The 21,605-nt window shown below is 36.4% G+C and carries 23 protein-coding genes; 10 read left to right on the plus strand and 13 right to left on the minus strand.

Annotated features, from left to right (window positions below; genetic code table 11):
- Window positions 1-37: 37 nt before the first annotated feature.
- A complete protein-coding gene (locus tag ACMAYX_RS15410) occupies window positions 38-397 on the minus strand; it encodes an ArsC/Spx/MgsR family protein (protein ID WP_103219038.1) in 360 nt (119 codons plus the stop codon).
- A gap of 82 nt (window positions 398-479) precedes the next feature.
- Between ACMAYX_RS15410 and hemF the strand changes: the two genes are divergently transcribed.
- The gene (gene hemF / locus ACMAYX_RS15415; protein ID WP_103219037.1) at window positions 480-1,379 is read left to right on the plus strand and encodes an oxygen-dependent coproporphyrinogen oxidase; all 900 of its coding nucleotides are present in this window, start codon (window positions 480-482) and stop codon (window positions 1,377-1,379) included.
- 3 nt (window positions 1,380-1,382) lie between these two features.
- Here the strand turns inward: hemF and ACMAYX_RS15420 are convergent, their stop codons facing one another.
- A complete protein-coding gene (locus ACMAYX_RS15420) occupies window positions 1,383-1,532 on the minus strand; it encodes a hypothetical protein (RefSeq protein ID WP_158246941.1) in 150 nt (49 codons plus the stop codon).
- A 197-nt stretch (window positions 1,533-1,729) separates the two neighbouring features.
- On the opposite strand from ACMAYX_RS15420, the gene ACMAYX_RS15425 reads away from it, so the two are divergent.
- Both ACMAYX_RS15425 and trhA read left to right on the plus strand, forming a co-directional pair.
- The gene (locus ACMAYX_RS15425) at window positions 1,730-1,963 is read left to right on the plus strand and encodes a hypothetical protein (RefSeq protein WP_103219036.1); all 234 of its coding nucleotides are present in this window, start codon (window positions 1,730-1,732) and stop codon (window positions 1,961-1,963) included.
- A gap of 96 nt (window positions 1,964-2,059) precedes the next feature.
- Window positions 2,060-2,698, plus strand: a complete 639-nt coding sequence (trhA, locus tag ACMAYX_RS15430) for a PAQR family membrane homeostasis protein TrhA (RefSeq protein ID WP_103219035.1) — start codon at window positions 2,060-2,062, stop codon at window positions 2,696-2,698.
- A 199-nt stretch (window positions 2,699-2,897) separates the two neighbouring features.
- On the opposite strand, the gene ACMAYX_RS15435 is transcribed toward trhA, so the two are convergent.
- From ACMAYX_RS15435 to ACMAYX_RS15460, 6 genes are read right to left on the minus strand one after another with little or no spacing between them, the layout of a single operon-like run.
- Complete coding sequence (locus ACMAYX_RS15435; protein ID WP_103219034.1) at window positions 2,898-3,461, minus strand: NifU family protein; 564 nt, start codon at window positions 3,459-3,461, stop codon at window positions 2,898-2,900.
- Between the two features lie 27 nt (window positions 3,462-3,488).
- Window positions 3,489-4,709 carry an aminotransferase class V-fold PLP-dependent enzyme gene (locus ACMAYX_RS15440; protein WP_103219033.1) on the minus strand — a complete coding sequence of 407 codons (1,221 nt, stop codon included), beginning with the start codon at window positions 4,707-4,709 and terminating at the stop codon, window positions 3,489-3,491.
- Window positions 4,709-5,950 (minus strand): Fe-S cluster assembly protein SufD, encoded by a 1,242-nt coding sequence (gene sufD, locus ACMAYX_RS15445; protein ID WP_103219032.1) that lies wholly within the window; start codon window positions 5,948-5,950, stop codon window positions 4,709-4,711. The genes ACMAYX_RS15440 and sufD overlap by 1 nt, the downstream gene beginning before the upstream one ends.
- Window positions 5,951-5,965: 15 nt before the next feature.
- The gene (gene sufC / locus ACMAYX_RS15450) at window positions 5,966-6,724 is read right to left on the minus strand and encodes a Fe-S cluster assembly ATPase SufC (protein ID WP_412470051.1); all 759 of its coding nucleotides are present in this window, start codon (window positions 6,722-6,724) and stop codon (window positions 5,966-5,968) included.
- A 27-nt stretch (window positions 6,725-6,751) separates the two neighbouring features.
- Entirely contained in the window at window positions 6,752-8,185 is a 1,434-nt protein-coding gene (gene sufB, locus ACMAYX_RS15455) for a Fe-S cluster assembly protein SufB (protein ID WP_103219030.1), read from the minus strand.
- Window positions 8,178-8,612, minus strand: a complete 435-nt coding sequence (locus ACMAYX_RS15460) for an RrF2 family transcriptional regulator (protein WP_103219029.1) — start codon at window positions 8,610-8,612, stop codon at window positions 8,178-8,180. Before ACMAYX_RS15460 ends, sufB begins: the two co-directional genes overlap by 8 nt.
- A 208-nt stretch (window positions 8,613-8,820) precedes the next feature.
- On the opposite strand from ACMAYX_RS15460, the gene ACMAYX_RS15465 reads away from it, so the two are divergent.
- Window positions 8,821-9,669, plus strand: a complete 849-nt coding sequence (locus ACMAYX_RS15465; protein ID WP_392992302.1) for a rhomboid family intramembrane serine protease — start codon at window positions 8,821-8,823, stop codon at window positions 9,667-9,669.
- Here the strand turns inward: ACMAYX_RS15465 and ACMAYX_RS15470 are convergent.
- The gene (locus ACMAYX_RS15470; protein WP_412463096.1) at window positions 9,623-10,888 is read right to left on the minus strand and encodes a pseudouridine synthase; all 1,266 of its coding nucleotides are present in this window, start codon (window positions 10,886-10,888) and stop codon (window positions 9,623-9,625) included. The two genes, ACMAYX_RS15465 and ACMAYX_RS15470, sit on opposite strands and share 47 nt — an antisense overlap.
- Window positions 10,889-10,912: 24 nt before the next feature.
- On the opposite strand from ACMAYX_RS15470, the gene ACMAYX_RS15475 reads away from it, so the two are divergent.
- Window positions 10,913-11,515 (plus strand): DUF938 domain-containing protein, encoded by a 603-nt coding sequence (locus tag ACMAYX_RS15475; RefSeq protein WP_158246940.1) that lies wholly within the window; start codon window positions 10,913-10,915, stop codon window positions 11,513-11,515.
- A 5-nt stretch (window positions 11,516-11,520) separates the two neighbouring features.
- Here the strand turns inward: ACMAYX_RS15475 and argS are convergent, their stop codons facing one another.
- Window positions 11,521-13,287 carry an arginine--tRNA ligase gene (gene argS, locus ACMAYX_RS15480; protein WP_103219025.1) on the minus strand — a complete coding sequence of 589 codons (1,767 nt, stop codon included), beginning with the start codon at window positions 13,285-13,287 and terminating at the stop codon, window positions 11,521-11,523.
- A gap of 101 nt (window positions 13,288-13,388) precedes the next feature.
- Here argS and ACMAYX_RS15485 point away from each other — a divergent pair, with 101 nt between their 5' ends.
- On the plus strand, window positions 13,389-13,784 hold the full coding sequence (locus ACMAYX_RS15485; protein WP_103219024.1) for a hypothetical protein: 396 nt from the start codon (window positions 13,389-13,391) through the stop codon (window positions 13,782-13,784).
- Here ACMAYX_RS15485 and ACMAYX_RS15490 read toward each other — a convergent pair.
- Entirely contained in the window at window positions 13,781-14,218 is a 438-nt protein-coding gene (locus tag ACMAYX_RS15490; RefSeq protein WP_392992295.1) for a GNAT family N-acetyltransferase, read from the minus strand. The two genes, ACMAYX_RS15485 and ACMAYX_RS15490, sit on opposite strands and share 4 nt — an antisense overlap.
- Window positions 14,219-14,368: 150 nt before the next feature.
- Between ACMAYX_RS15490 and ACMAYX_RS15495 the strand changes: the two genes are divergently transcribed.
- From ACMAYX_RS15495 to ACMAYX_RS15505, 3 genes are read left to right on the plus strand one after another with little or no spacing between them, the layout of a single operon-like run.
- A complete protein-coding gene (locus ACMAYX_RS15495; protein WP_412472137.1) occupies window positions 14,369-16,234 on the plus strand; it encodes a hypothetical protein in 1,866 nt (621 codons plus the stop codon).
- Window positions 16,227-17,057 (plus strand): mechanosensitive ion channel family protein, encoded by an 831-nt coding sequence (locus tag ACMAYX_RS15500; protein ID WP_103219021.1) that lies wholly within the window; start codon window positions 16,227-16,229, stop codon window positions 17,055-17,057. The genes ACMAYX_RS15495 and ACMAYX_RS15500 overlap by 8 nt, the downstream gene beginning before the upstream one ends.
- Window positions 17,058-17,091: 34 nt before the next feature.
- Window positions 17,092-17,472 (plus strand): MAPEG family protein, encoded by a 381-nt coding sequence (locus ACMAYX_RS15505; protein ID WP_103219020.1) that lies wholly within the window; start codon window positions 17,092-17,094, stop codon window positions 17,470-17,472.
- On the opposite strand, the gene ACMAYX_RS15510 is transcribed toward ACMAYX_RS15505, so the two are convergent.
- Window positions 17,456-18,394 (minus strand): CoA transferase, encoded by a 939-nt coding sequence (locus ACMAYX_RS15510; RefSeq protein WP_412472138.1) that lies wholly within the window; start codon window positions 18,392-18,394, stop codon window positions 17,456-17,458. The two genes, ACMAYX_RS15505 and ACMAYX_RS15510, sit on opposite strands and share 17 nt — an antisense overlap.
- Window positions 18,387-20,453, minus strand: coding sequence for a thioredoxin domain-containing protein (locus ACMAYX_RS15515; RefSeq protein WP_103219018.1), 2,067 nt, complete (start codon window positions 20,451-20,453; stop codon window positions 18,387-18,389). The genes ACMAYX_RS15510 and ACMAYX_RS15515 overlap by 8 nt, the downstream gene beginning before the upstream one ends.
- A 171-nt stretch (window positions 20,454-20,624) precedes the next feature.
- On the opposite strand from ACMAYX_RS15515, the gene ACMAYX_RS15520 reads away from it, so the two are divergent.
- A complete protein-coding gene (locus tag ACMAYX_RS15520) occupies window positions 20,625-21,554 on the plus strand; it encodes a lytic transglycosylase domain-containing protein (RefSeq protein ID WP_158246939.1) in 930 nt (309 codons plus the stop codon).
- Window positions 21,555-21,605 lie beyond the last annotated feature (51 nt).

Raw genomic sequence — 21,605 nt, forward strand, 5'->3', positions numbered from 1 at the left:
GGCAGAGTGAACTGCCACAATACGTAATTTAGAGTACTTAGATAATTGTATCGAAATTCTCTGTCGGTCTACCGATTACCGCTTTCTTGTTATCATTAACAAGGATTGGACGCTCAAGAAGCTTTGGGTTTTCGTGAACGATTTTGGCCCATTCAATATTCGATAACTCTTTACCTGCAAGACCTAGGTCCTTAAATAGCGCTTCTTTTGTACGAATTAGACCTTCTAGTGGAGCTAGACCTGTGTATTTCACTAAGTCGATAAACTCTTTTTCCTCAACCCCATCTTTCAGATATTCTTTAACCCTAAAGCCAACACCTTCTTGGATGCCTTTATGTTCTAAATATTCTAGACCTTGGCGACTCTTAGAGCATCTTGGATTGTGATAATAAAGCATTAATTCTACTCCTGATAATTATCATATCAGTTCTTTTCTGATATATTGGGTTTTTAAAAAATAACTAACTAGGATTTTAGCCATGTCTTACGATATTGAAAATATCAAATCAGAATTTGCCGAACATGTTAAAACTTTACAGAATCAGATTAGTGACGAACTTAAGAGAATCGATAGAAAAATTAACTTAAATGAAGATATTTGGGAGAGAAAAGACTACGCTGGAAATCCTGGCGGTGGTGGAATCACTCGCGCTTTTGAAGGAGAGATCTTTGAGAACGCTGGTGTAAATACATCTCTTGTTTCTGGTGAAGTTGATCCTAAATTTGCTGCTAATATTGGTGGTGATAATAATCAAATGTGGGCAACGGGAATTTCTCTCATCATTCACCCGACAAATCCAAAAGTTCCAACAACTCATGCAAATTTTCGTATGATTCAGGCCGGTTCAAAAATTTGGTTTGGTGGTGGAGCAGACCTAACTCCTTACTTTCCACACGAAGAAGACTTTGAGTACTTTCACAAGGTTTGGAAGGACGCCTGTGAACCATATGGATACTGGGATGATTGGAAGAATCGTTGTGATAAGTATTTTGTAAATAAGCACAGAGAAGACGAAATGCGTGGAGTCGGTGGATTCTTCTACGACCATTTCTTTTCAGGTGACCCTGTTAAAGACCTGGCCATGTTTAAAGAGATTTCTTCAAACTTTATCAAGTCTTACTTCCCACTTGTTGAGAAGAGAATGAATGAAGCCTTCGATGATGAAGATGTGGATTTCCAATTACATCGTCGTGGCCGCTACGTTGAGTTTAATCTTCTTCATGATAGAGGAACTCACTTTGGTCTTAAATCTAATGGCCGTACAGATTCAATTTTAATTTCACTACCAAAGAGAGTGAAGTTTACTTATCGTTACGAGCCAACAAAGCCAGAGCATAAGAAGATGATGGAGTATTACTATCCAAAGGACTGGGCCTAGCTTTTAGCTGGCCTGTGCCTTAATGAGGTCTTCTAAGATCTCATTGGCATCAATTTCAACTCCATGGGACTGGGCCACAGCTTGAATCTCTTCAAGTTTTTTCTCTAGTTTCGTGATTTCACAAAGTAGACGGTAGCAGTTGTTAATCATCATAAATTACCCCTTTGTTAGAGTTGTTAAATATAAGTTTGGCACATCAAACTATCGGTGTCTATAAGAAAATACTTAATGGTCATAGTTTTAATTGATTTGATCAATACAATTTATTTTAATTTTACACAGTTTAGGAATTTATGTAAGGTGCCTGAATCCTAATTCGGATGCATTGCAAGATTAGTAAGAGGTAGAAAATGTCTAAAAGACTACAAGAATTATTAGAAGAAATTAAAGAATACACGCCAAAGCAAATGAGAACGCTTAGAAATAATCTTAATAACAGATTGCAAAGTTTTAAAAATGATTTCAAAGAACCAAAAGAGCTACAAACTTCTCATAAATTATATGGCCTTGAAGAAGGCGAGTGTCGCGAGCTTCTTGGTGTTGTAAAAAAAGAATTAATCAAAATGAAATTTTCTGATTTATAGAACATGCTCTACAACAGCTGTTGTAACAATGTAATATAAATGTAAAAGCTTGGGCCTTGGCTTTAGTTGAACGCTTATCGAGGGTATGCTCCTTATATGCAAAAAGCCAAGCAAAAGCCCATTCTCAGAGGTTGGTCTCATCAGGCCATGTTCTTTATCTCCCTTGGAGCCTGTTCACTTCTCATAGCTAAAAGTGTAAATACCACTCAGTATATTTCGACTATCATCTATTCTCTAGGCCTTCTAATGATGCTTGGAGTGAGTGCCTTCTATCATCGAATTCATTGGGAGCCTAAAGCACGAGACCTTCTTGGCAGGCTAGATCATAGTGCTATTTACGTGATGATTGCAGGAACTTGTACGCCTATAACTCTTCTTGTTTTAAATGGAGAGTCCGGTTCGACTTTGCTTATTAGTATTTGGACTGTTGCTGCAATTGGTATCTTAAAATCAATCTTCTTTCCAAATTTACCTGAGAAGGTAAGTGCAATTATTTATCTGATACCTGGCTACATGGTTCTTCCATATTTATCTGAGCTTATCCCAAAATTAGGGATGACAAATATCTCGCTCTTAATTTCTGGTGGAGTTCTCTATACAATAGGTGCTATTTTTTACGGATTAAAGAAGCCTGGTAGGTATGCCAAGTGGTTTGGTTATCATGAATTATTTCATCTATTCGTTTGTGTGGCCGCGACGTTGCACTTTATGATTATCTATTCGATTGTTGGGTAGGTGATTTTTGAAATAGTTTGTGCCATTGGCGCCTGTGACGAACCGCTCGGGCGTTATGGTCACGATGACCTGTATGTCTGCGGGAGGCAGGAGCCGAAGCAGACTGAACCCTCGCTCTCGTATTTATTGGCAAGCTAAAGATTAGGGGCGCGCGCGCAGCGTCCCATTGACTGGCCTATGCCAGTCAATGACGCGGGCGCTACCAATCAGGGGCAATGTAAACATCAATCGCTGGATTATACTCTGCTCTTAGAGTTGACTTAATTGCCTCAAGAGTTCCAGTTGTCGATGATGGGCAAGTCCCACATGCACCTTGATAACGAACAAGTAGAATATTGTCTTCATAAGAAACAGTCTGAATATCTCCACCGTCAGCTTGTAGGTATTGTCTAACTGTACGATCAAGTACGGCCTCAATATCTTTTAGCTCTTGAGGTAGGTTTTCACGACGCTCTTTTTCTGGATCAAATTCTTCGTATTCTGGATTGTGATTTGGTAGATCGTGCTTGATTGTTTCAAGGATCTTTGGCTCAATATCATCCCAATCTTCATAATTGAATTTGGTCACTGTGATAACATTTTCAAAAAAGTGTAATTGGTCAATTCCACGAATTGTAAAAAGATTAACTCCTAGGTTAACCTCTCCACACTCCATTGGTGTTCTAAAAGTTGAAGAACCAGATGCTTTTACATTTTGATTTAAAATGAACTTAAGTGCATTTGGGTTTGGTGTTGGTTGAATGTCGATTGTTACTTCACTCATATACTTTACCTTTGTTACCTTAACTTCTTATAGGAAGTTGATGGCCTTATGTAGTGCTTTTATAAAATTATCAATTTCTTCTTTTGTATTATACAACGAGAACGAGGCCCTTGCAGTAGCACCGATTCCGAACCTTTTCATTAATGGTTGCGTACAGTGGTGACCAGTTCTAATTGCAACACCTTGGCGATCTAAAAGTGTTCCTAGATCGTGTGGGTGAGCGCCTTCAACGACAAATGATAGAACAGAGGCCTTCTCTTTTGCTGTCCCAATTAAGCGAACCTTTTCAACCTCAAGAATTTGTTTTGTTGCATAATCAAGAAGCTCTTTTTCATAACTCTTAATAACATCGAGGTCACAATTAACGATGAAATCAACTGCTGGTTTAAGCCCGATACCACCAGCAATATGAGGTGTACCAGCTTCAAATTTATGTGGAAGATCGTTATAAGTTGTTTTCTCAATTGTCACAACATCGATCATATCACCACCACCTTGGTAAGGAGGCATAGATTCAAGAAGTTTCTCTTTACCATATAGTGCGCCAATTCCAGTTGGTCCAAACATCTTGTGAGATGAGAAGGCGAGGAAGTCGCAATTTAAGTCTTGAACGTCAATCTTTTCATGCGCAATCGACTGAGCAGCATCAACGCAAAAGTAGGCACCATTATCATGTGCAAGCTTAATGTATTTTTTGATATTGTTAACTGTTCCAAGGCTATTTGAAATATGGGCCATTGAAACTAGTTTTACATTACCTTCAGAAAGAAGCTTCACATAAGCTTCTTCATTGATGTCTCCTTCATCAGTAATTGGAATCTCTCTAACTTTAGCCCCAATCTTTTCTGCTTGGATCTGCCAAGGTACAATATTTGAATGGTGCTCCATAGTTGAGATTAGAATGACATCATCTTTTTTCAAGTAGTAAGGAATAAAAGAGTTCGCAACTAAGTTTAAGCTATCAGTTGTTCCTTTCGTAAAAATAATTTCAACTCTTGAATTAGCATTGATCAGTGATTGAATCGCATCACGTGTTTCTTCATACTTAATAGTTCCAAACTCACTTAGGTAATGAACTCCTCTGTGAATATTGGCAACATTATGTGAGTAATGCTCATTAACAGTATTGATTACATTAATATGTTTAAGAGTAGATGCAGCATTATCTAAGTAGATAAGTGGCTTATCATGTACTTTTCTTTCTAGTTGTGGAAATTGTGCTCTAATAGCATTAATTTCGAAGGCCATTAAGATTCCTTTTCCATTTCATCAAATGTGTTTTTTTCAAATGATTCAAATAGAATTTCACTTAAGAAGTTTTCAATTTTCTCATCTTCAATTTTTGTAATTGCATCTGAACAGAATGCGTGGATAAGTAGTTTTTGCACGCGCTCTTTTGATAAACCACGAGACTGTAGATAGAAAGCTTCTTCATCACTCATTTGTCCTACTGTTGCACCGTGGGCACACTTAACATCGTCAGCATAAACTTCTAGTTGTGGACGAGTATCAACGTGAGCACCCTTAGATAAAAGTAGGTTCTTATTTAATTGTTCAGAATTTACAAGTTGAGCGTCTCGACAAACAAGAACTTTCCCAGTGAAAACTCCACGGGCCTTGTTATCAAGAACTCCTTTGAAAAGCTGAGAACTATCTGTTCTTTCTTTTATATGCGAAATTAGTGAGAAGTTGTCTGTATGTTGATCACCTCTAAGAGCGTATAGTCCATCAACACTTGCAGTTGCACCTGTCCCATTAAGACGCACTCTCATTTCGTTACGTGATTTCTTTGCACCAGTTGTAAAAGTAAATGATTTGAAGTGAGCATCTTTTGCAATGTCAGCATTAACACTACTTACGTGAAATGCATTTGCACCATCTGTTTGTACTTTTACGTGGCTTACATTTGCTCCATCTGCAATTTTGAAATTTGAGACAGCGTTTATATTATATGCCTTGTCACTTCCCGTGAAAATCTCTACAAAACTAACCTTTGAAAATTGCTCAACGTTAACGTGAATACGAGGAAGAGCAAATTCTCCATCAAAGTCTGAAATATGAACAATTGAGATAATATCATCAACACTTACATTTTTTGGTACATTGATTTCAATAATATTTTCGACAGCAGAAGCATTAAGCATGGCAAAGATATCTGTTTGGTCACAATTGGCCTCATTTGCTACGAGTGCCTTGTGCTCAACGGTGATTTCTTCTGGAAAGAATGAGTCTGCTTTAGAGTACTGACCATTTAAAAGAACAACTTGATACTTTCCTGCAACCTTAACATTTTTAAGCATCGCTTTCTCAGTTGTAACCGTAAACTTTTCAGGTAATACATCTGTAAGTTTCGTATAAATCCAGTCTTCCATCTTTGTGTGTGGAAGTCCACGGGCCTTAAAATTATTCAAGGCTTCCTTATTTGAATCTGATTTAGCATAAGTTGCTAGATCATTTAAGTATTGGTCTGTTAATTCTTGGATATTCATTATTAATCCTAGTCCTTATTTTGTTAACCAGTCGTAACCTTTCTCTTCAAGCTCAAGAGCTAGCTCTTTTCCACCTGACTTAATAATTTTACCGCCACTTAGTACGTGAACATAATCAGGAACGATATAGTCTAGAAGTCTTTGGTAGTGTGTTACTAGAACGATACCATTGTACTTAGACTTGATCGCATTAACACCTTTTGCAACGATCTTAAGAGCGTCGATATCAAGACCTGAGTCTGTTTCATCAAGTAGTGCAATCTTTGGGTTAAGAACGGCCATTTGAAGGATTTCATTTTTCTTCTTTTCACCACCAGAAAAACCAGTGTTAACTGGACGGTCTAAGAATTCTTCTCTCATCTCTAGTAGTTCTAATTTTGGTCTTAGGAATTCTCTGAATTCATCTTTCTTCATTTCTGCAGCACCTTGAGATTTAGATACTTCATTAAATGACTCAAGAAGGAAGTCAATATTTGATACACCTGGAACTTCAATAGGGTATTGGAAGCCTAGAAAGATTCCATTCTTTGCTCTTTCATCTGGCTCAAGTTCTAGTAGGTCTGTTTGCTTTCCATTGATATTGTAATCAATAGATCCACTTGTTACTTCAAATGAAGGGTGACCAGCGATAACTTTAGAAAGAGTACTCTTTCCTGAACCGTTTGGTCCCATAATTGCGTGAACTTCACCTGGTTTAACTTCAATAGAAATCCCTTTAAGAATTTCTTTTTCTTCTACTCTTGCGTGAACATCTTTAACTGTAAGTAAGCTCATTTTTTTCCCTTTATATAAATCTAAATTTTATCCAATTGAATTTTCTAATTTCATCTCAATTAACTTAACGGCTTCAACAGAGAACTCTAGTGGAAGTTCTTTAAATACTTCACTACAGAAACCATTTACGATCATTGAGATACATTTTTCCATATCCATCCCACGTTGCTGTAGGTAGAAAAGCTGATCTTCAGAAATCTTTGAAGTTGAGGCCTCGTGCTCTACAGTTGCCGTATTATTTTTCACGTCAATATATGGGAATGTGTTTGCTGAACACTTTGAACCAACAAGCATTGAGTCACATTGAGAATAGTTCTTTGCGCCAATTGCCGAAGGCATAACTTTTACAAGCCCTCGATAGTTATTTTCAGATTCCTCTGCTGAGATACCTTTTGAAATAATTGTCGACTTTGTGTTCTTACCGATGTGAACCATTTTTGTTCCAGTATCGGCCTGCATTTTATTATTTGTTAGTGCAACAGAGTAGAAAGCTCCTTGAGAGTTTTCACCAATTAAGTTACATGACGGGTACTTCCAAGTGATTGCAGAACCTGCTTCAACTTGAGTCCAAGAAATTTTTGAATTCTTTCCAAGGCAGTTCCCACGCTTTGTTACGAAGTTATAAATACCACCTTTTCCTTTTTCATCACCGGCATACCAGTTTTGAACAGTTGAGTACTTAATTTCTGCATCATCAAGAGCAATAAGTTCAACGATGGCCGCGTGAAGTTGGTTTTCATCTCTTTGTGGAGCTGTACAACCTTCAAGGTAATTTACGTAGCTTCCCTTATCTGCAACAACAAGTGTTCTCTCAAACTGTCCTGTCTCTTTTGCATTGATTCTAAAGTAAGTTGAAAGATCCATCGGGCAAGTTACACCCTCTGGGATGTAAACAAATGATCCATCCGAGAATACTGCTGCGTTTAGTGCTGCATAGAAGTTATCTGCTGGTGGCACAACTGTACCAAGATATTTTTTTACTAGCTCAGGATGCTCTTGTACTGCTTCCGAGATAGAGCAGAAAATAACACCAACTGCTTCAAGCTCTTCTTTATATGTTGTCCCAACTGAAACTGAGTCAAATACTGCATCAACTGCAACTCCTGAAATTCTTTTCTGTTCAGATAATGGAATTCCTAACTTCTCAAAAGTCGCTAAAAGTTCTGGGTCTAAATCATCAAGACTTTTTGGCGCACTTTCTGTTGATTTTGGTGCTGCATAGTAATACAGATCTTCAAAATCAATTTCTGGAATCTCAAGTTTTGCCCAATTTGGCATTGGCATTTGCTTCCAAAGACGGAACGCCTTTAGACGATATTCAAGTAACCATTCAGGCTCATTCTTTTTTGCTGAAATCATTCTTACGATGTCTTCATTTAAACCTTTAGGAAACTCTTGAGTTTCAATGTCTGTAAAGAAGCCGTACTTATATTCTGACTTTGTTAATTGTGTATCACTCATGTGTGAATCCTGCCTTATTCATTAATAACTCTTCAAGCGACAAGTTAATCAGCTGGTGATTAACGTGAGAGTTAAGCTTTTCTATTGGTGAAATTAATTCGCAATTTAAGTATTTAGTACATTTACCTTTAAGGGCATCACAGTCTGAATTTGAAATCTTTCCTTCGATTGAATTACTGACTTCAAAAAGATTAATTTCAGACAGGGGACGGCTTAGGAAGTAGCCACCTTTAATTCCCTTAATTGATGAGAGGACGCCGTATCCATTTAGCTTTTGCATAACTTTTGATACGGGGTCAAAAGGCATTTTGTAGATGTCACATATTTCTCTGGCCGAAGTTAAGTTTTCAGCACAAGTGTGTCCGTGCTCTTGCATATGCTTTAGAGCTTTTAGGGCATATTCTGTTTTTTTACTAACCTTAAACATGCGTTTCACACCTATATTGTGACGAGTTAAATACCTTAGGTATCGCCTTTTATTAATAATTTACGTTATGCCATTTAAATAACGTAAAATAAGTCAAAAAACAACTTATTTAAGTCCATCTTATCAAATATATAGGTGGAATCACACCTCTAATCCATAATATTTATGTAAGATCGACTTTTATCAAGCTTTGTAGGAAAATGATTTCATGAGTGAACATGATACTGAAATTAACTTAAAACGACTTAAATATATTGGCTCTTTACGTGATGAGTCGATCACATCTCTGATTGAAGCACAACTTCTGCGTGAGGGGATTCATATCACAAAAGAATACGAGAACGATTTCTATCACTTATTTGTTGTGGATATTAATCAATTGCAACAGGCCCGTGACGTTTATCGTGTCTACATTGGTGGGGCAAAGCCGTCTAAAGTCGACGAGAATTGGCAGTACGTTCAGTCTTTAAGTATGGGGCCTGCGACAATTATTATATTGGCCTTATGTGTAATTGTTTTTATTTTTGGTTGGATCTTTAAAAATGAAAACCTTTACTATCTCTTTCTCTTTTCAACTTCAAAGGTTGATGCTTTTGCAGATATCAATCGTGGAGAATATTGGCGTCTACTTTCTCCGGCCTTTATTCATTTTGGCTATATCCACATCTTCTTTAATATGCTTTGGTGGAAAGAGCTTGGTAAGCTTATCGAAGTAACTAAGGGAAGTGTCTTTCTTGTCTTACTATTACTATTTACCGCAATTACTTCAAATATTTTACAAGCAATAATGTCGCCGGGGATGTTCGGCGGGCTCTCTGGTGTAGTTTACGGCCTATTGGGATTTTTATGGCCTTACTCAAGACTGAATCCAAATTTCAAGTTTAAGCTTCCAACTTCAGATATTGTACTTATGGTAGGGTGGCTTTTCTTAGGCTTCTTTGATGTCTTTAATTTTAAGATGGCCAACTGGGCCCATGGTGGAGGACTGGTAAGTGGTGCAATTTTAGGTGTTATTTTTGCTTTGATGGATCGAAATAAGAGAATTCCCCAACCTTAAGTTTTCCAAGCTTTACGTCACCAATAGCAACTCGAATAAGTCTAAGCGTAGGAAAGTCTACGGCCGCACACATTCTGCGAATTTGTCGGTTACGTCCCTCTGAGATGCGTACTTCAATCCAAGATGTTGGAATCGACTTTCTTACTCGCACTGGAGGTACTCGCTCTTCAATTTTAAAATCCGCAAGTTTTTTTACTTTGGCAGGCTTTGTCTTGTAATTTCCTTTAATAACAACACCACGTTTAAGCTTTTCAATTGCCTCTGTCGTAATATCGCCATCGACTTGAACAATATAGGTTTTTTCAACCTTGCTATCAGCATTTGCCATTTGGTTCTTATACTTTCCATCATTTGTTAGAATAAGTAGACCTTCACTATCTTTATCAAGTCGTCCGACAGGATAGACTTCCTTAGGTAGTTTATAATCGATAAGGCTTAACTGATCTCGATGATCTTTTCCAAATTGGCAAAGAACATCGTAGGGCTTATTGAAGATGATATACTGGTTGTCTCCATTACTAGAAAGCTCTTTAAAATTCTCAAGTGAAAATGGAGCTTCTACTTTTAAGTTAATTTCTTCATTTGAAAATTTATCAAAAAATCGAAGCTTATAGGCACATAGTCTTTGTCCACTTTGGTCTTTTGAATTTGAATAAATTGGATCACCATAAATCGGATGGCCCATATGTTTTGCATGAGCGCGAATTTGGTGCTTTCGACCTGTTAGAATTGTAAATTCTAAAAGTGAATACTGCTTATTTGTATCGATTACCTTGTAGTCAGTAATGGCCTTTTTTCCACCTGAATTTACCACGGCCATCTTTTCAATATGTCCGACACGATTAGCTTTTAAGAAGTTCTCAATTCTTCCTTCTTGCTCAGAAAGTTCTCCGCTACATATTGCTAGGTAGCTCTTCGTTATCTTATTTGGATCGTGTGAACTAAAGAGTTCTTGTAGATACTTATTCGCTTCTTTATTCTTTGCAAATAAAAGAATTCCCGACGTTTCCACATCAAGTCTGTGGGCCAAAACGAGATACTGGTCTTTTCCATCTGCTCGATTCTTCAAAAAACTTGCTAATGCATCTGTACAATTGTCTCTAAAACGATCGAGAGTTTTATGCACAGGCCAGCCGGCCTTTTTAAATAAGGCAATATAATTACCATCCTCGAAGATGATATCATTGGCCGATAGACGAATTTTAATTCTTTTTTTCACTGAAAGTATTGTATCATGTTTAACATGAACGATTTACCAAATTCTGAAGCATGTGAAAGAAATAAAGGCCCCATTCTAGAGGTGATTAAACCTTATCTAGAGAGTTGTGAAAGTGGAGAATTCCTAGAAATTGGCTCTCTAACTTGTCAGCATAGCGCTCACTTTGCAAAGAGCTTTTCTCAAATTGATTTTATTACATCAGAAATTAGAGAAAACCAGAATGTCCTTAAAAAGTGCCTAGAGCATTACAGTAAGAACTTAAAGAATCTCAAAGGTCCTCTGACTTATGAAGCCGGTTTTAATAAACTTGAAGCAGGTAAGAAATTCTATTACACAGCAAATACTTTACATATTATGCCTTGGAAGGCCGCAAAGACCTTTATTAAGGATTTGGCCCAAGCAATGGATGAGAATAGTACTTTGTTTATTTACGGCCCATTTAAGTACCATGGAAATTTCACTAGTCCTTCAAATGAACAATTTGATACTTACTTAAAAGAGAGAGATTCTCAGAGTGGAATTAGAAATTTTGAAGATGTTTGCAATAACTTCTTAAAGAAAGGTGTCTTCCTAAAAGAAGATATTGCAATGCCAGCTAATAATCAGTTACTAGTTTTTACGAAGTAATAAGATTACATTCTCTCTGGTACTTGGATTCCTAGGATACCAAGGCCCGTTTTAATAATTTCACTTGTTGCATACGCCAGCTCAAGTCTTGCTTTTTTAAGAGACTCTTCGCTCGAAGCAATTGGGCAAGCTGCGTAGAAGCTATTAAATAACTTTCCAAGCTCAAATAGGTAAGTCGTAAGTAAACTTGTCTTATTCTGCTCATGTGCTTTTGTAGCAACATCATTAAATAGTGAAAGTTTTTGTAAAAGTTCAAATTCCTTCGTTTCAACAATTGAAGATGCATTTGAAAGTTCAAGCGCTTGTGCCTTTTCGAATCCTTGCTTTGATAGAAGTGAGTTAATTCGAGCATAAACGTATTGAAGATATGGGCCAGTATCACCATCAAGCTTTAACCACTCATTCATATCAAAAACGATTTTACGATTGTTATCAATTTTGATCATTCCGTACTTGATCGCACCGTTTGCAATCTTAGTCGCTGTTTCATCAATCTCTGATTGGCTCCATTCTCCAGCATACTTATTTAAGTAATCTTCTTTGATCTTAGCTTCCATATTGTTTATTAGATCAGTAAGGGCAACAATATTTCCTTTACGAGAACTCATGGCACCATCTGTTAGCTCCACCATTTCATATGGAAGGTGATAGCAGTCTTTTGCCTGTTCAAATCCTATATGCTCAAGAACTTTAAATACTTGTTTGAAGTGAAAGGCTTGGCGAGAGTCAACGATGTAGATATTATTTTTTACACCGTATTCTTCAAATTTCTTAATTGCAAGGGCCACGTCTTTTGTTGAATAAAGTCCTGTTCCATCAGACTTGATTAGAATACAAAAACCTAGCTTATCTTCACTTAGATCCATTCCAATAGCACCATCATCTTTTACGAATAGACCTTTCTCATAGTATTCGTTACAGATCTTTAGTGATGGAGCGTCCATTTCAGATTCAAAGAACCAGCGATCAAACTCAACATCTGCCCAAGCATATGTCTTCTTCATTAGATCAATCGACCACTGACGAGTCTCTTTCCAAAGATCGAAGAATTCACCTTCTTCAGCATGAAGTTGTTTTAGGATTTCTGTAAGCTTTGCGCGGTTATCGTCTTCTTTATCTGAGCCAAGCTCATCTTCTAGCTTTGTATTTGCTAGAGTGTAAATACGGCCAAGCCATTCTCCCTTATTCGTTTCAGGAATTGTGTCTTGGTTATGATATTTTAAGTACCATAGACATTTTGCAACGTGAGTTCCAGAGTCTCCAGGATAAGTCACTGGATGAACATCAACGCTACAATACTGTTTAATTCTTACAAGAGCATTTCCAAGACATAGATTTCTCATATGACCAACGTGAAGCTCTTTGTGAGTATTTGGCTGCGAGTACTCAATCATTGTTTTACCTTCGCCTTTAGTTAGCTCTTTTTTGAAGAACTCACCTGAGCGAATTTCACTGACTAGATTTGCAAAGTATGCATCAGCTGTAAGTGTAAAGTTTAGGTATGGGCCTTGTGCTTTAAGGTCTTTTATAATCGAAGCGTTTGCTTCAAGATCAATTTGTTCTAAGATTGCAGCAGCGATTTGTGGTGGCCCTTGCTTAAGAGCTTTGGCGAAACGAAATACTGGAAAAGCGTAGTGGGCCATCTCAATATTTGGCGCCTGTCCAATTGAGGCATAAATATCTGCTCTTTCAAACTGTGCATCTGGGTAAGCAGTCGAGAATGCATTTTCAAGGATATCAGTAAGCTTTGTTAAAATTGTATTCGTTTCCATTAATTAATCACCGTAATTTGCTGCGCTGCAGTTTAGTATAAGTATGTTATCATCATATTATAATAAATAATTTACTAATTGTTTAGGAAAAGTAATTTCATATGTTCATTTCTACTAGACTTCTAATGATTATATTTAGCTCAGTGTTAATCGTAGTAGCGCCAATTGGAGACACTATTGCCGACGATGGTATGACTCCAATTGAAGAATTTCAAAAAAAGCAGCTAAAAGAGCGAAAAGAAGCAGAAGACTTTCGTAAATACAATACGGAGTCCAGTATTGGTGATGGACTTTTTAAAGGTTCAAATCTTATCTATCTTTGTGGTAAGGATCGTAGGCACTACGCCTGTGTGAATGATCTTTCCATGCAAAATTGTGAGCGTCGTAAAGATATGAAATGTATGTTTATACAAAAGACTAAAGGCCAAAGGGAATGCTTCAAGATTCAGTCTGAGCTTATGCTTAAGTCGCGTATTGATTCTTATTGTAAAAATTAATTAATCTCACGATACATTAGGATATGTCGTCCGATTCCCTCAATTTCAAATTCGTCTTCAAAGCTTTCAAAACCTAGCTTTTCGTAGAAAGCTCTTGCTTCGATACGAGCATTGCACCAAATAAGGTTACAAAAGTTTTGCTTAATAATTGGGAAGGCGACATTAAGTAGCTCTCTTGAAAATCCTTGTTTTCGATAACTTTCAAGTGTTGCCATACCTTGTAATTGATATTGATTATCAATATTAAACTTTGGGTTTGGATTAAAATAAAAAGATGCCACAGATACGAGATTATTTTCGACGAAAGCACCTAAGTGAAAAGTATCGGACTCGTCATCAGCAACAAATTTATAACTAGATTCATTGCCATCTATACCTAGAACTGAGCGTCGAATTTTATATGTATCTTTCAAATGGATTCTTTTTACAATCATAGAGGGAATTTATACCAAATAAATGAAATTTTGTCACAATAAAGAAATATAAGCTTATTAATTGAGTATTAAACTTTAGAATTTAGTTTTTTTTACTATTGTGACAACAATAATTATGGGAAATAGTTACGTTATCTTTATAATAGATATATGAAGTTTAGTATAATAAAAATCCAAAAGGCCGTGGCCGATTTCTTCCATTTTCTAAATCAAGAGTTTTCTAAGCTTATTGCTCATATTGATGAGTTCATATTAGCGTGGCCAATGCGCTCTTTTTTTATCTTTCTAGCGATAATAATAATCGCTCGAGTTATGTTCTTTTTAGCAAGAACATATCTGTTAAAGAGAAGTGAGAATCAGATACAGGCCAGAAAGTTTGTCTTTCGTTTCTTTGACTTTAATCTTTACTATCTATTCGCCTTTAGCGCTCTTGATGTTTTTAATCTTTATCTTTTGAAGTTTCAACGAGAGGACTTTCAACTTTTTTTACACGTCTTCAGAAATATACTTGTTCTCTACGTACTCTATATTAATATCGGTTACTTTCACAGTTTCTTACGTTTTAATTTTCAAGTTTATTTTAAGAGAGTAAATAAGGATTTTGTTAAGGACAGCAAGAAACTTCGCTATATTATTACAATAACAACTTTCTTCTATATTCTCTTATATAATTTATTTTCCGGCTTTCTTGGTCACAATATTATCACGATTCTATTCTTTGTTATTTATACAGCGATCCTACTTCGCTATGAGAACTATGCGCAATTGATTCTACCTAAAATTGTACCGCCTTCAATGTTACTCACTCAAAAGCATATTTCTAATCTTGTCATTAGATATATCTTGCCAGTTTTCTTATACATCTACACACTTCTATATTCATTTTACTTAATGTTCTTCTTGGCAAATAACGACAAGGAGTGGTCAAAGAACTTACTTTCAGGCATTTTAGAACAGCATCTAGAAAGTCTAAGAGATGAGGTCTTCACAGAGTATGAAGTACCTGGCACCTATCTTGATATATTTAAAAGAGAAAGTGATACTGAAATTGTCAGAAAGCCAGATCCTGCTGTGATGGCCTATGAGCGTATTGATAGTTGGCTTAATGGAACAAGTAGTTCATATCATTTGGCATTTTCTGGAGAGTCGGGAAGTGGAAAGAATCATGTCTTGGATAAAATCTTAAAACGATATTCTTCAGTAACATCTTTCAAATTGGATATTAATGAAAAAATTGTTGAAGAATCTGTTCTTTTAAAAAGACTTGAAAACTTTGTTGGTAATGGTGATGAAGAAGAAAAAAAGTTCGTTATCATTAAAAATGCACATAATCTCTTTTTATCGAAATTTAATGGTTTTAAGGCATTTGACGCCTTTTTTAAAGTCATTAATAGTTCTTCTAAAAATGTCTTTTGGTTTACTGTGTGGAATAGTAATTCACTAAATTTAATTAAGCATATTTATAATAAGTATGAATTGTCTTCAGATACCATCCATATAAGGCCATGGAGTAAAGAAGAGCTTATGCAATTGATTTTAAAAAGACATGAACCAACAGGTCTTGAGATCAGATTTAACGAAGAGCTTTTTGAAATTATGTCGCACTTTGGAGCAGAAAGATCAATTGAAAATGCTCTGGATATTTACTTTAGAATCTTAGCAAAACAAACTGGTGGAAATCCTCAGGCAGCAGTTAACACGTGGCTTAAGTCGATTTCTCACGTAAATGACAAAACAATTGAGCTGCACCTCCCACAACGTCGTCCAATTCATGAAGTTGAAATCTTGACTGATGAATCACTATTTGTTTTTTCAAGCATCCTATCTCATGAGCACCTTAGCTTTTCTGAGATTGTGGCGACAACAGACCTTAGTGAAAAAGTTGTTACCTATGCTCTCAAAACAGGCTTTGGGAAGGGAATCCTAAGTAAGGATGGGGATTACTTTCACATTAGAAAAGATTGGTTAGTGGACATCAAAACAATCTTACGCAAGAGGAATTTTATCTATGAATGAAACAGTAACTGATACAATTGCTAAAACGCAAAAAATGGCCAGTATTTTTGATTCTGTTAATCCTGAAATGATTCTAAGTCTTGTCATGGGTTTTCTAACTCTTTTCATTATTGTAAGAATCGTCTCTTGGTCCCTACAGTATTTAGCAATTAAGATTCCGTTTTATCGCTTATCAATACTTCAATTAAATACAATCATCACTCACATGATTTATATCTTTGGTACTTTTTGGTTACTTTACGTAACCCTAAACCCAAGCCAAGAAATGATTTATGCATTTATTGGGTCAGGTGCAGTGGCTATTGGCTTTTCACTCAAAGACCTTATTTCTTCTATTATTGCCGGTATTATTTTAATTTTTGATAAGCCATTTCAGGTAGGGGATCGAATCCAATTTCGCGATAACTATGGTGATATCATCCAAATCGGACTACGTTCTGTACGTATTCAAACTCTTGATGATTCGACAGTAACAATTCCCAATAATTTATTTCTTAGTGAAAATGTCGCTTCAGCTAATTCGGGACAACGAGATATGCTGGTTTGTAGCTATTTTTATTTTAAAAATAATTGCGATATTTCACGTATGATATCACTACTGGAAGAAGTTACATCAACTTCTCGTTACGCTTATTTAAAGAAGCCTTTAAAAGTTATAGTGTCGACGGAAAAATTTGAGCACGGTATTGGAGTGAAGGCCACGGTTAAGGCCTACGTACTTGAAACAGTTTATGAGAAGGCTTTTGTTACAGATATTACAAAGAGATTTTATGAGGCATTAAGAGAAGAGGAGCTTGCCGATCAACTGCTTTCTGAGTCATAATTTAGACTAATTCTGCCAAAGATAAGGAGTTGATATGGAAATGGAAATCTTTTTTCGCTATTGTGGTGTTCTAGGATTGCTTTATGTCGGTGTTACACTAAATGTAATACGTAATCGCTGGAAACATCGTGTAGGTCTAGGACATGGAAAGGTGTCTGATATGAACAAGGCCATCAGAATTCATGGAAACTTCTCGGAGTATATTCCTTTTATTCTTTTATTAACTTATTTTGCTATCGAAAAACAGATGATCTCTATGACAGGAATTCATGTACTTCTTTCAGCACTTATTATCTCAAGAGTATCTCACTTTATTGGACTTACAAAAAGTGCTGGTACTTCATTTTATCGTTTTTTCGGTACCAGCGTTATTCTTATTGCTTTAATCGGTATCAGTATTATTTTATTACGTTAATACAAATATCAAGATCGCCTAGGGTGTTGCGAACATCCTGGGCAGTCATTGAATAGAAGAGATCTTTTAGCCTCTTATGGATTTCTCCACTTATTTCAAATCTTTCATCATCTGTTGAATCAAACTTAAATGCTTCTTTAAAAGATTGCCAAAATTTTTCTTCAACACATGCCATGACGACAAATTCACGGTCACTTGTTTGATAGATATTGTAACAAGGGTAAAGTCCGTTGTGTAAGAACTTATGATCAGTTTCTCGAATTGATTTTGGCCAGAAAGCATCAAAAACTTCTTGAGTTGATTCATATAGATAAGACTCAATGATTTGAACATCTTTAGTCTCTTGTGCCTTAAACATTGCTCCTAGTAGATCAAAGGCCATTTTCTGACCAAAATTAATACCTGCTAGTGGCAAGAATGGAGGGGCCACATCTTCAATTGAATTGATATTTCTTAGGTGTAGACTTAGAAGTCCCGTCATTGCTAGAGCATTTAAATCGTGCATATGATTCATATGCTCTTTTGATGCCTTTGGGATAACAATTCCATAAGAGTTCTTAACAGTATTTTCGATTGTTTTAATCGAAATTCCAAGCTTATCTTGAATCTTGCCAGGAATTCCCATAATAATTCCATCTGCTTCAAATACTAACTTTTGAATCTCTTTAATATCTTCTTCACTTTTAAAATCGAAGCGTTTGACTGTTTTACACTCATTTAATTCTTCGTACCATTTTGGAAATGAGTTATCCATTTCAGCGAATAGTCCATATATGAATGGGTCTTTAAACTTTGAATCTTCAATTTTAATGACATTTGCACCAAGGCCCGCAAGAAGTTTTCCTGCTAAAGGCCCTGGTAGTCGATGTGAAAAATCTATAATTGTTTTTCCGGCAAGTGGCTTTCCTTGAGTGTTACTCATTAACTTCGCCCTGTACGTGATTTGGTTTTAAAGTCTCAATGAAATTATCTAAACCTTCTCCAGTCATTTCGCATTCATTTGCACCACAGATTTCCCATCTTTGTCCCTTGTCTTCTTGGAAGTCAAAAACAAACCTTGGAAGGAAGTAGCAAATAAAGCCAGCGAACTCTTGGTTTTGAAGCCACTCTTTTGGGCACTTGATCACTTTGTAAGCATTTGCTGGATAGCTGAGTGCTCTTAGACCTTCACCAGATCCCGCAGGATTTTTTAGAACATCTTGAGTCGTGTTTTCCATTAGAGGCTTGATTTCTTCAAGCATATCAATGTCACCAAATAAAACACTTGCACGTCTTACTAATTTAATAAGAGTTGAAACAGGTGACTTGAATGACTGGTCAAAGCTTGTGTAGTTTTGATTTGGATAAAGTTCCGCATCGTTGTCTCTTAGAGCACGTGTTTTAAGACGGCCGTCCACTAAGAATTCTTTTAAGATAAAGCCTAACGTGTCTTTTAGGTTTGCTTTAAAGACAGGGTTTCCACTTAGCTCGTATATTCTAAGTTGTGCTTCTGCAAAAAGAACATAGTCTTCAAGAAGAGATGCACCAACTGGACGAGTTGTTGTGTGACGAAGACGCATTCCATTTGGAGTCGTCTCTAGAAACTTCTTATATGTTCCTTCGACAACACGGTTAAATAACATACTAGCTGCATTTCTAATTGCTGGAACCTGAGTGTATTGCATAACATCTGATAGGGCAGTGATCATGTGGAAATTCCAACTTGCTATCCCTTTATTATCAGTCATTGGTGGAATACGAAGCTTTCTTTCATTAAGAAGTGCTTTTTTAGCATTTCTAATGAGCTCCCAAGACTCAGTTGTGAAAATATCTTTCGCCTTATCATGATTAATCGTAAGAACATTAAGCCCAGAATCAAAATTACCTTTTTGTGTAACTCCAAACCATTCTTTTAGCTTGTCTAGATTCTTTGTTAATGACTCATCTTCAGTATCAAAGCGCCCTAGAGCATCTTCAAACTCTTGCTCAGTATATGTGAAGTATAGACCTTCAACACCTTCACTATCTGCATCTTGAGCAGAGAAGAAAAAGTTTTCTTCTTCATTAAGCATTTCTGTTTTTAGGTATTCAAGTGTATTAAAAATTCCATCAAATACTAAAGGTGATGGGTAGAGCATACTTGTCTTTGCAAGAAGCTTTAGGAGACCAGCTTGATCATAAAGCATTTTCTCAAAGTGTGGCACAGTCCACTTATTATCTGTACTGTAACGGTGTAGTCCACCACGTACTTGATCGTAAACACCACCCATTAACATTCTTTCAATTGACTTAATAATGTGTTCACCATGTTCTTTTTTTACAACACCTTCAAGCATTTGTTCGATGGCCCACTCATAGAAAGCTAATTGTGGAAACTTAGGTGCTTCACCAAAGCCACCGTTTTCCTGATCTTTGAATTTGTCTAGAACATCAAGAACTGAGTTTGGATGTGGAAAGTGTCCCTGGAAGTCAACATTTTCTGGTGAGATAAAGCCTTTCTCAATTGCATCAAATGCTTTGTTCGCATTTTCAGTAACGGTAGCATTATCTTCTTTATATGCTCTCACTAGTTCAGTTAAAACTTCCATAAATGGAGTTGCTTTAGCTTTGGCCTCTTTTGGAAAATACGTTCCAACAAAAAATGGCCTTAGGTTTGGAAGTAGGAAGGCACTAAGAGGCCAGCCTCCACCATTAGTGAATAATTGGCAGGCTTGCTGATAGTAATTATCAATATCTGGGTGCTCCTCTCTATCAACTTTGATATTGATAAAGTTTTCATTGAGATACTTTGCAGTTTCTTCATCACAAAATGATTCTTCGGCCATTACGTGACACCAGTGACAAGAGCTGTATCCAATTGATAGAAAGATCGGTTTATTTTCTTCAGTTGCACGTGCAAGAGCCTCCGGACCCCATGGGAACCAGTGAACTGGATTGTCTTTGTGTTGTTTTAGGTATGTTGATGATTCATCTTTTAATCGGTTAAATCCAATATCTGTCATTCTTACTCCTCAAATTTATATATCTATTATGCGTGAAATATTTAAAAATTAAAGGATAACCTCCCAAAATCCTGTAATTAAATGAATGTTTTTGAAATTATTTCTTGCGCTTCGCATTATAATTTTATTTTAACTAGACGAGTAGGTTCAATAGCGGTAAAAGACCTTCATATGAAAGCACCGAGTGAGCGATATAGCTCGCATCTTGAACATTTTAGTACTTTTTGTACGAATACAAAATCATGGTTCACGCTAGGACTTTGTGCCTTTGCAGTCGTGCTTTCTTTCGACTTTTTATGGACACCGACAAGCACAAACTTCCGCGATCTTGGGATCCTTTCATCAATTAATTCAAAAAATCAAAATTTCACTCCTTATAATAGTTATAACTTTAAAGAAACGAATCCATTCTTTAAAAGCTTGCATCTAGGCTTTCTTTCATCAATTGATAAAAAGACGCTTGAGGATACTTTGATTGCTCATATGGAGCATCCAATAAACGTAAGAGCAGAGAAGTATATTTCTTCACTTCTACATTTTGCTGAACAAAGACAACTTGATCCATTATGGGTTATCTCTATTGCTTGGACTGAAAGTCATTTCAATCCAACTGCACAAAGTTATGTGAAGGCCCAAGGCCTAATGCAGATCATGCCTAAAACAGGGGTTTTTTTGCATAAGCTTTTAAAGAGATCCCTCAATCAAGAAGATATTATTGAGATTCTTCGTGTTCCTCACGTAAATATGGAATTAGGTGTCTATTATCTTAGTCGTCTTTATAAGAGATTTGGTCTTTATCGCTATGCGACGGTTGCCTATAATATGGGGCCAGGCTTTGTGAGGCAGCGTCTGCGTTTTAATCGTCCAGTTGGAACAAAGAATGTTTATTATGACAAGGTGAAGAAGAATTATAAAAAACTTCTGGCCGCTGTTGAGACTTTAAATAAACGTTCACGTTCACTTGGCGTTGAGTCAATTCTTCATAAGAATAACCACCAATTCGATCTTGATTACTACCTAGGGATGGATCTTGTTCCTAGTTCTGATGAAAAAATTGCTAAGAAAGAAATTTCTAAATCACGCTTAGCGAAAAACTCGTAATTCATTGAGTCATCTTTTCAACTTCAAATAGCTATTAAAAATTGCTATATT

The organism is Halobacteriovorax sp. RT-2-3, from assembly GCF_047085075.1.
Lineage (GTDB): Bacteria > Bdellovibrionota > Bacteriovoracia > Bacteriovoracales > Bacteriovoracaceae > Halobacteriovorax_A.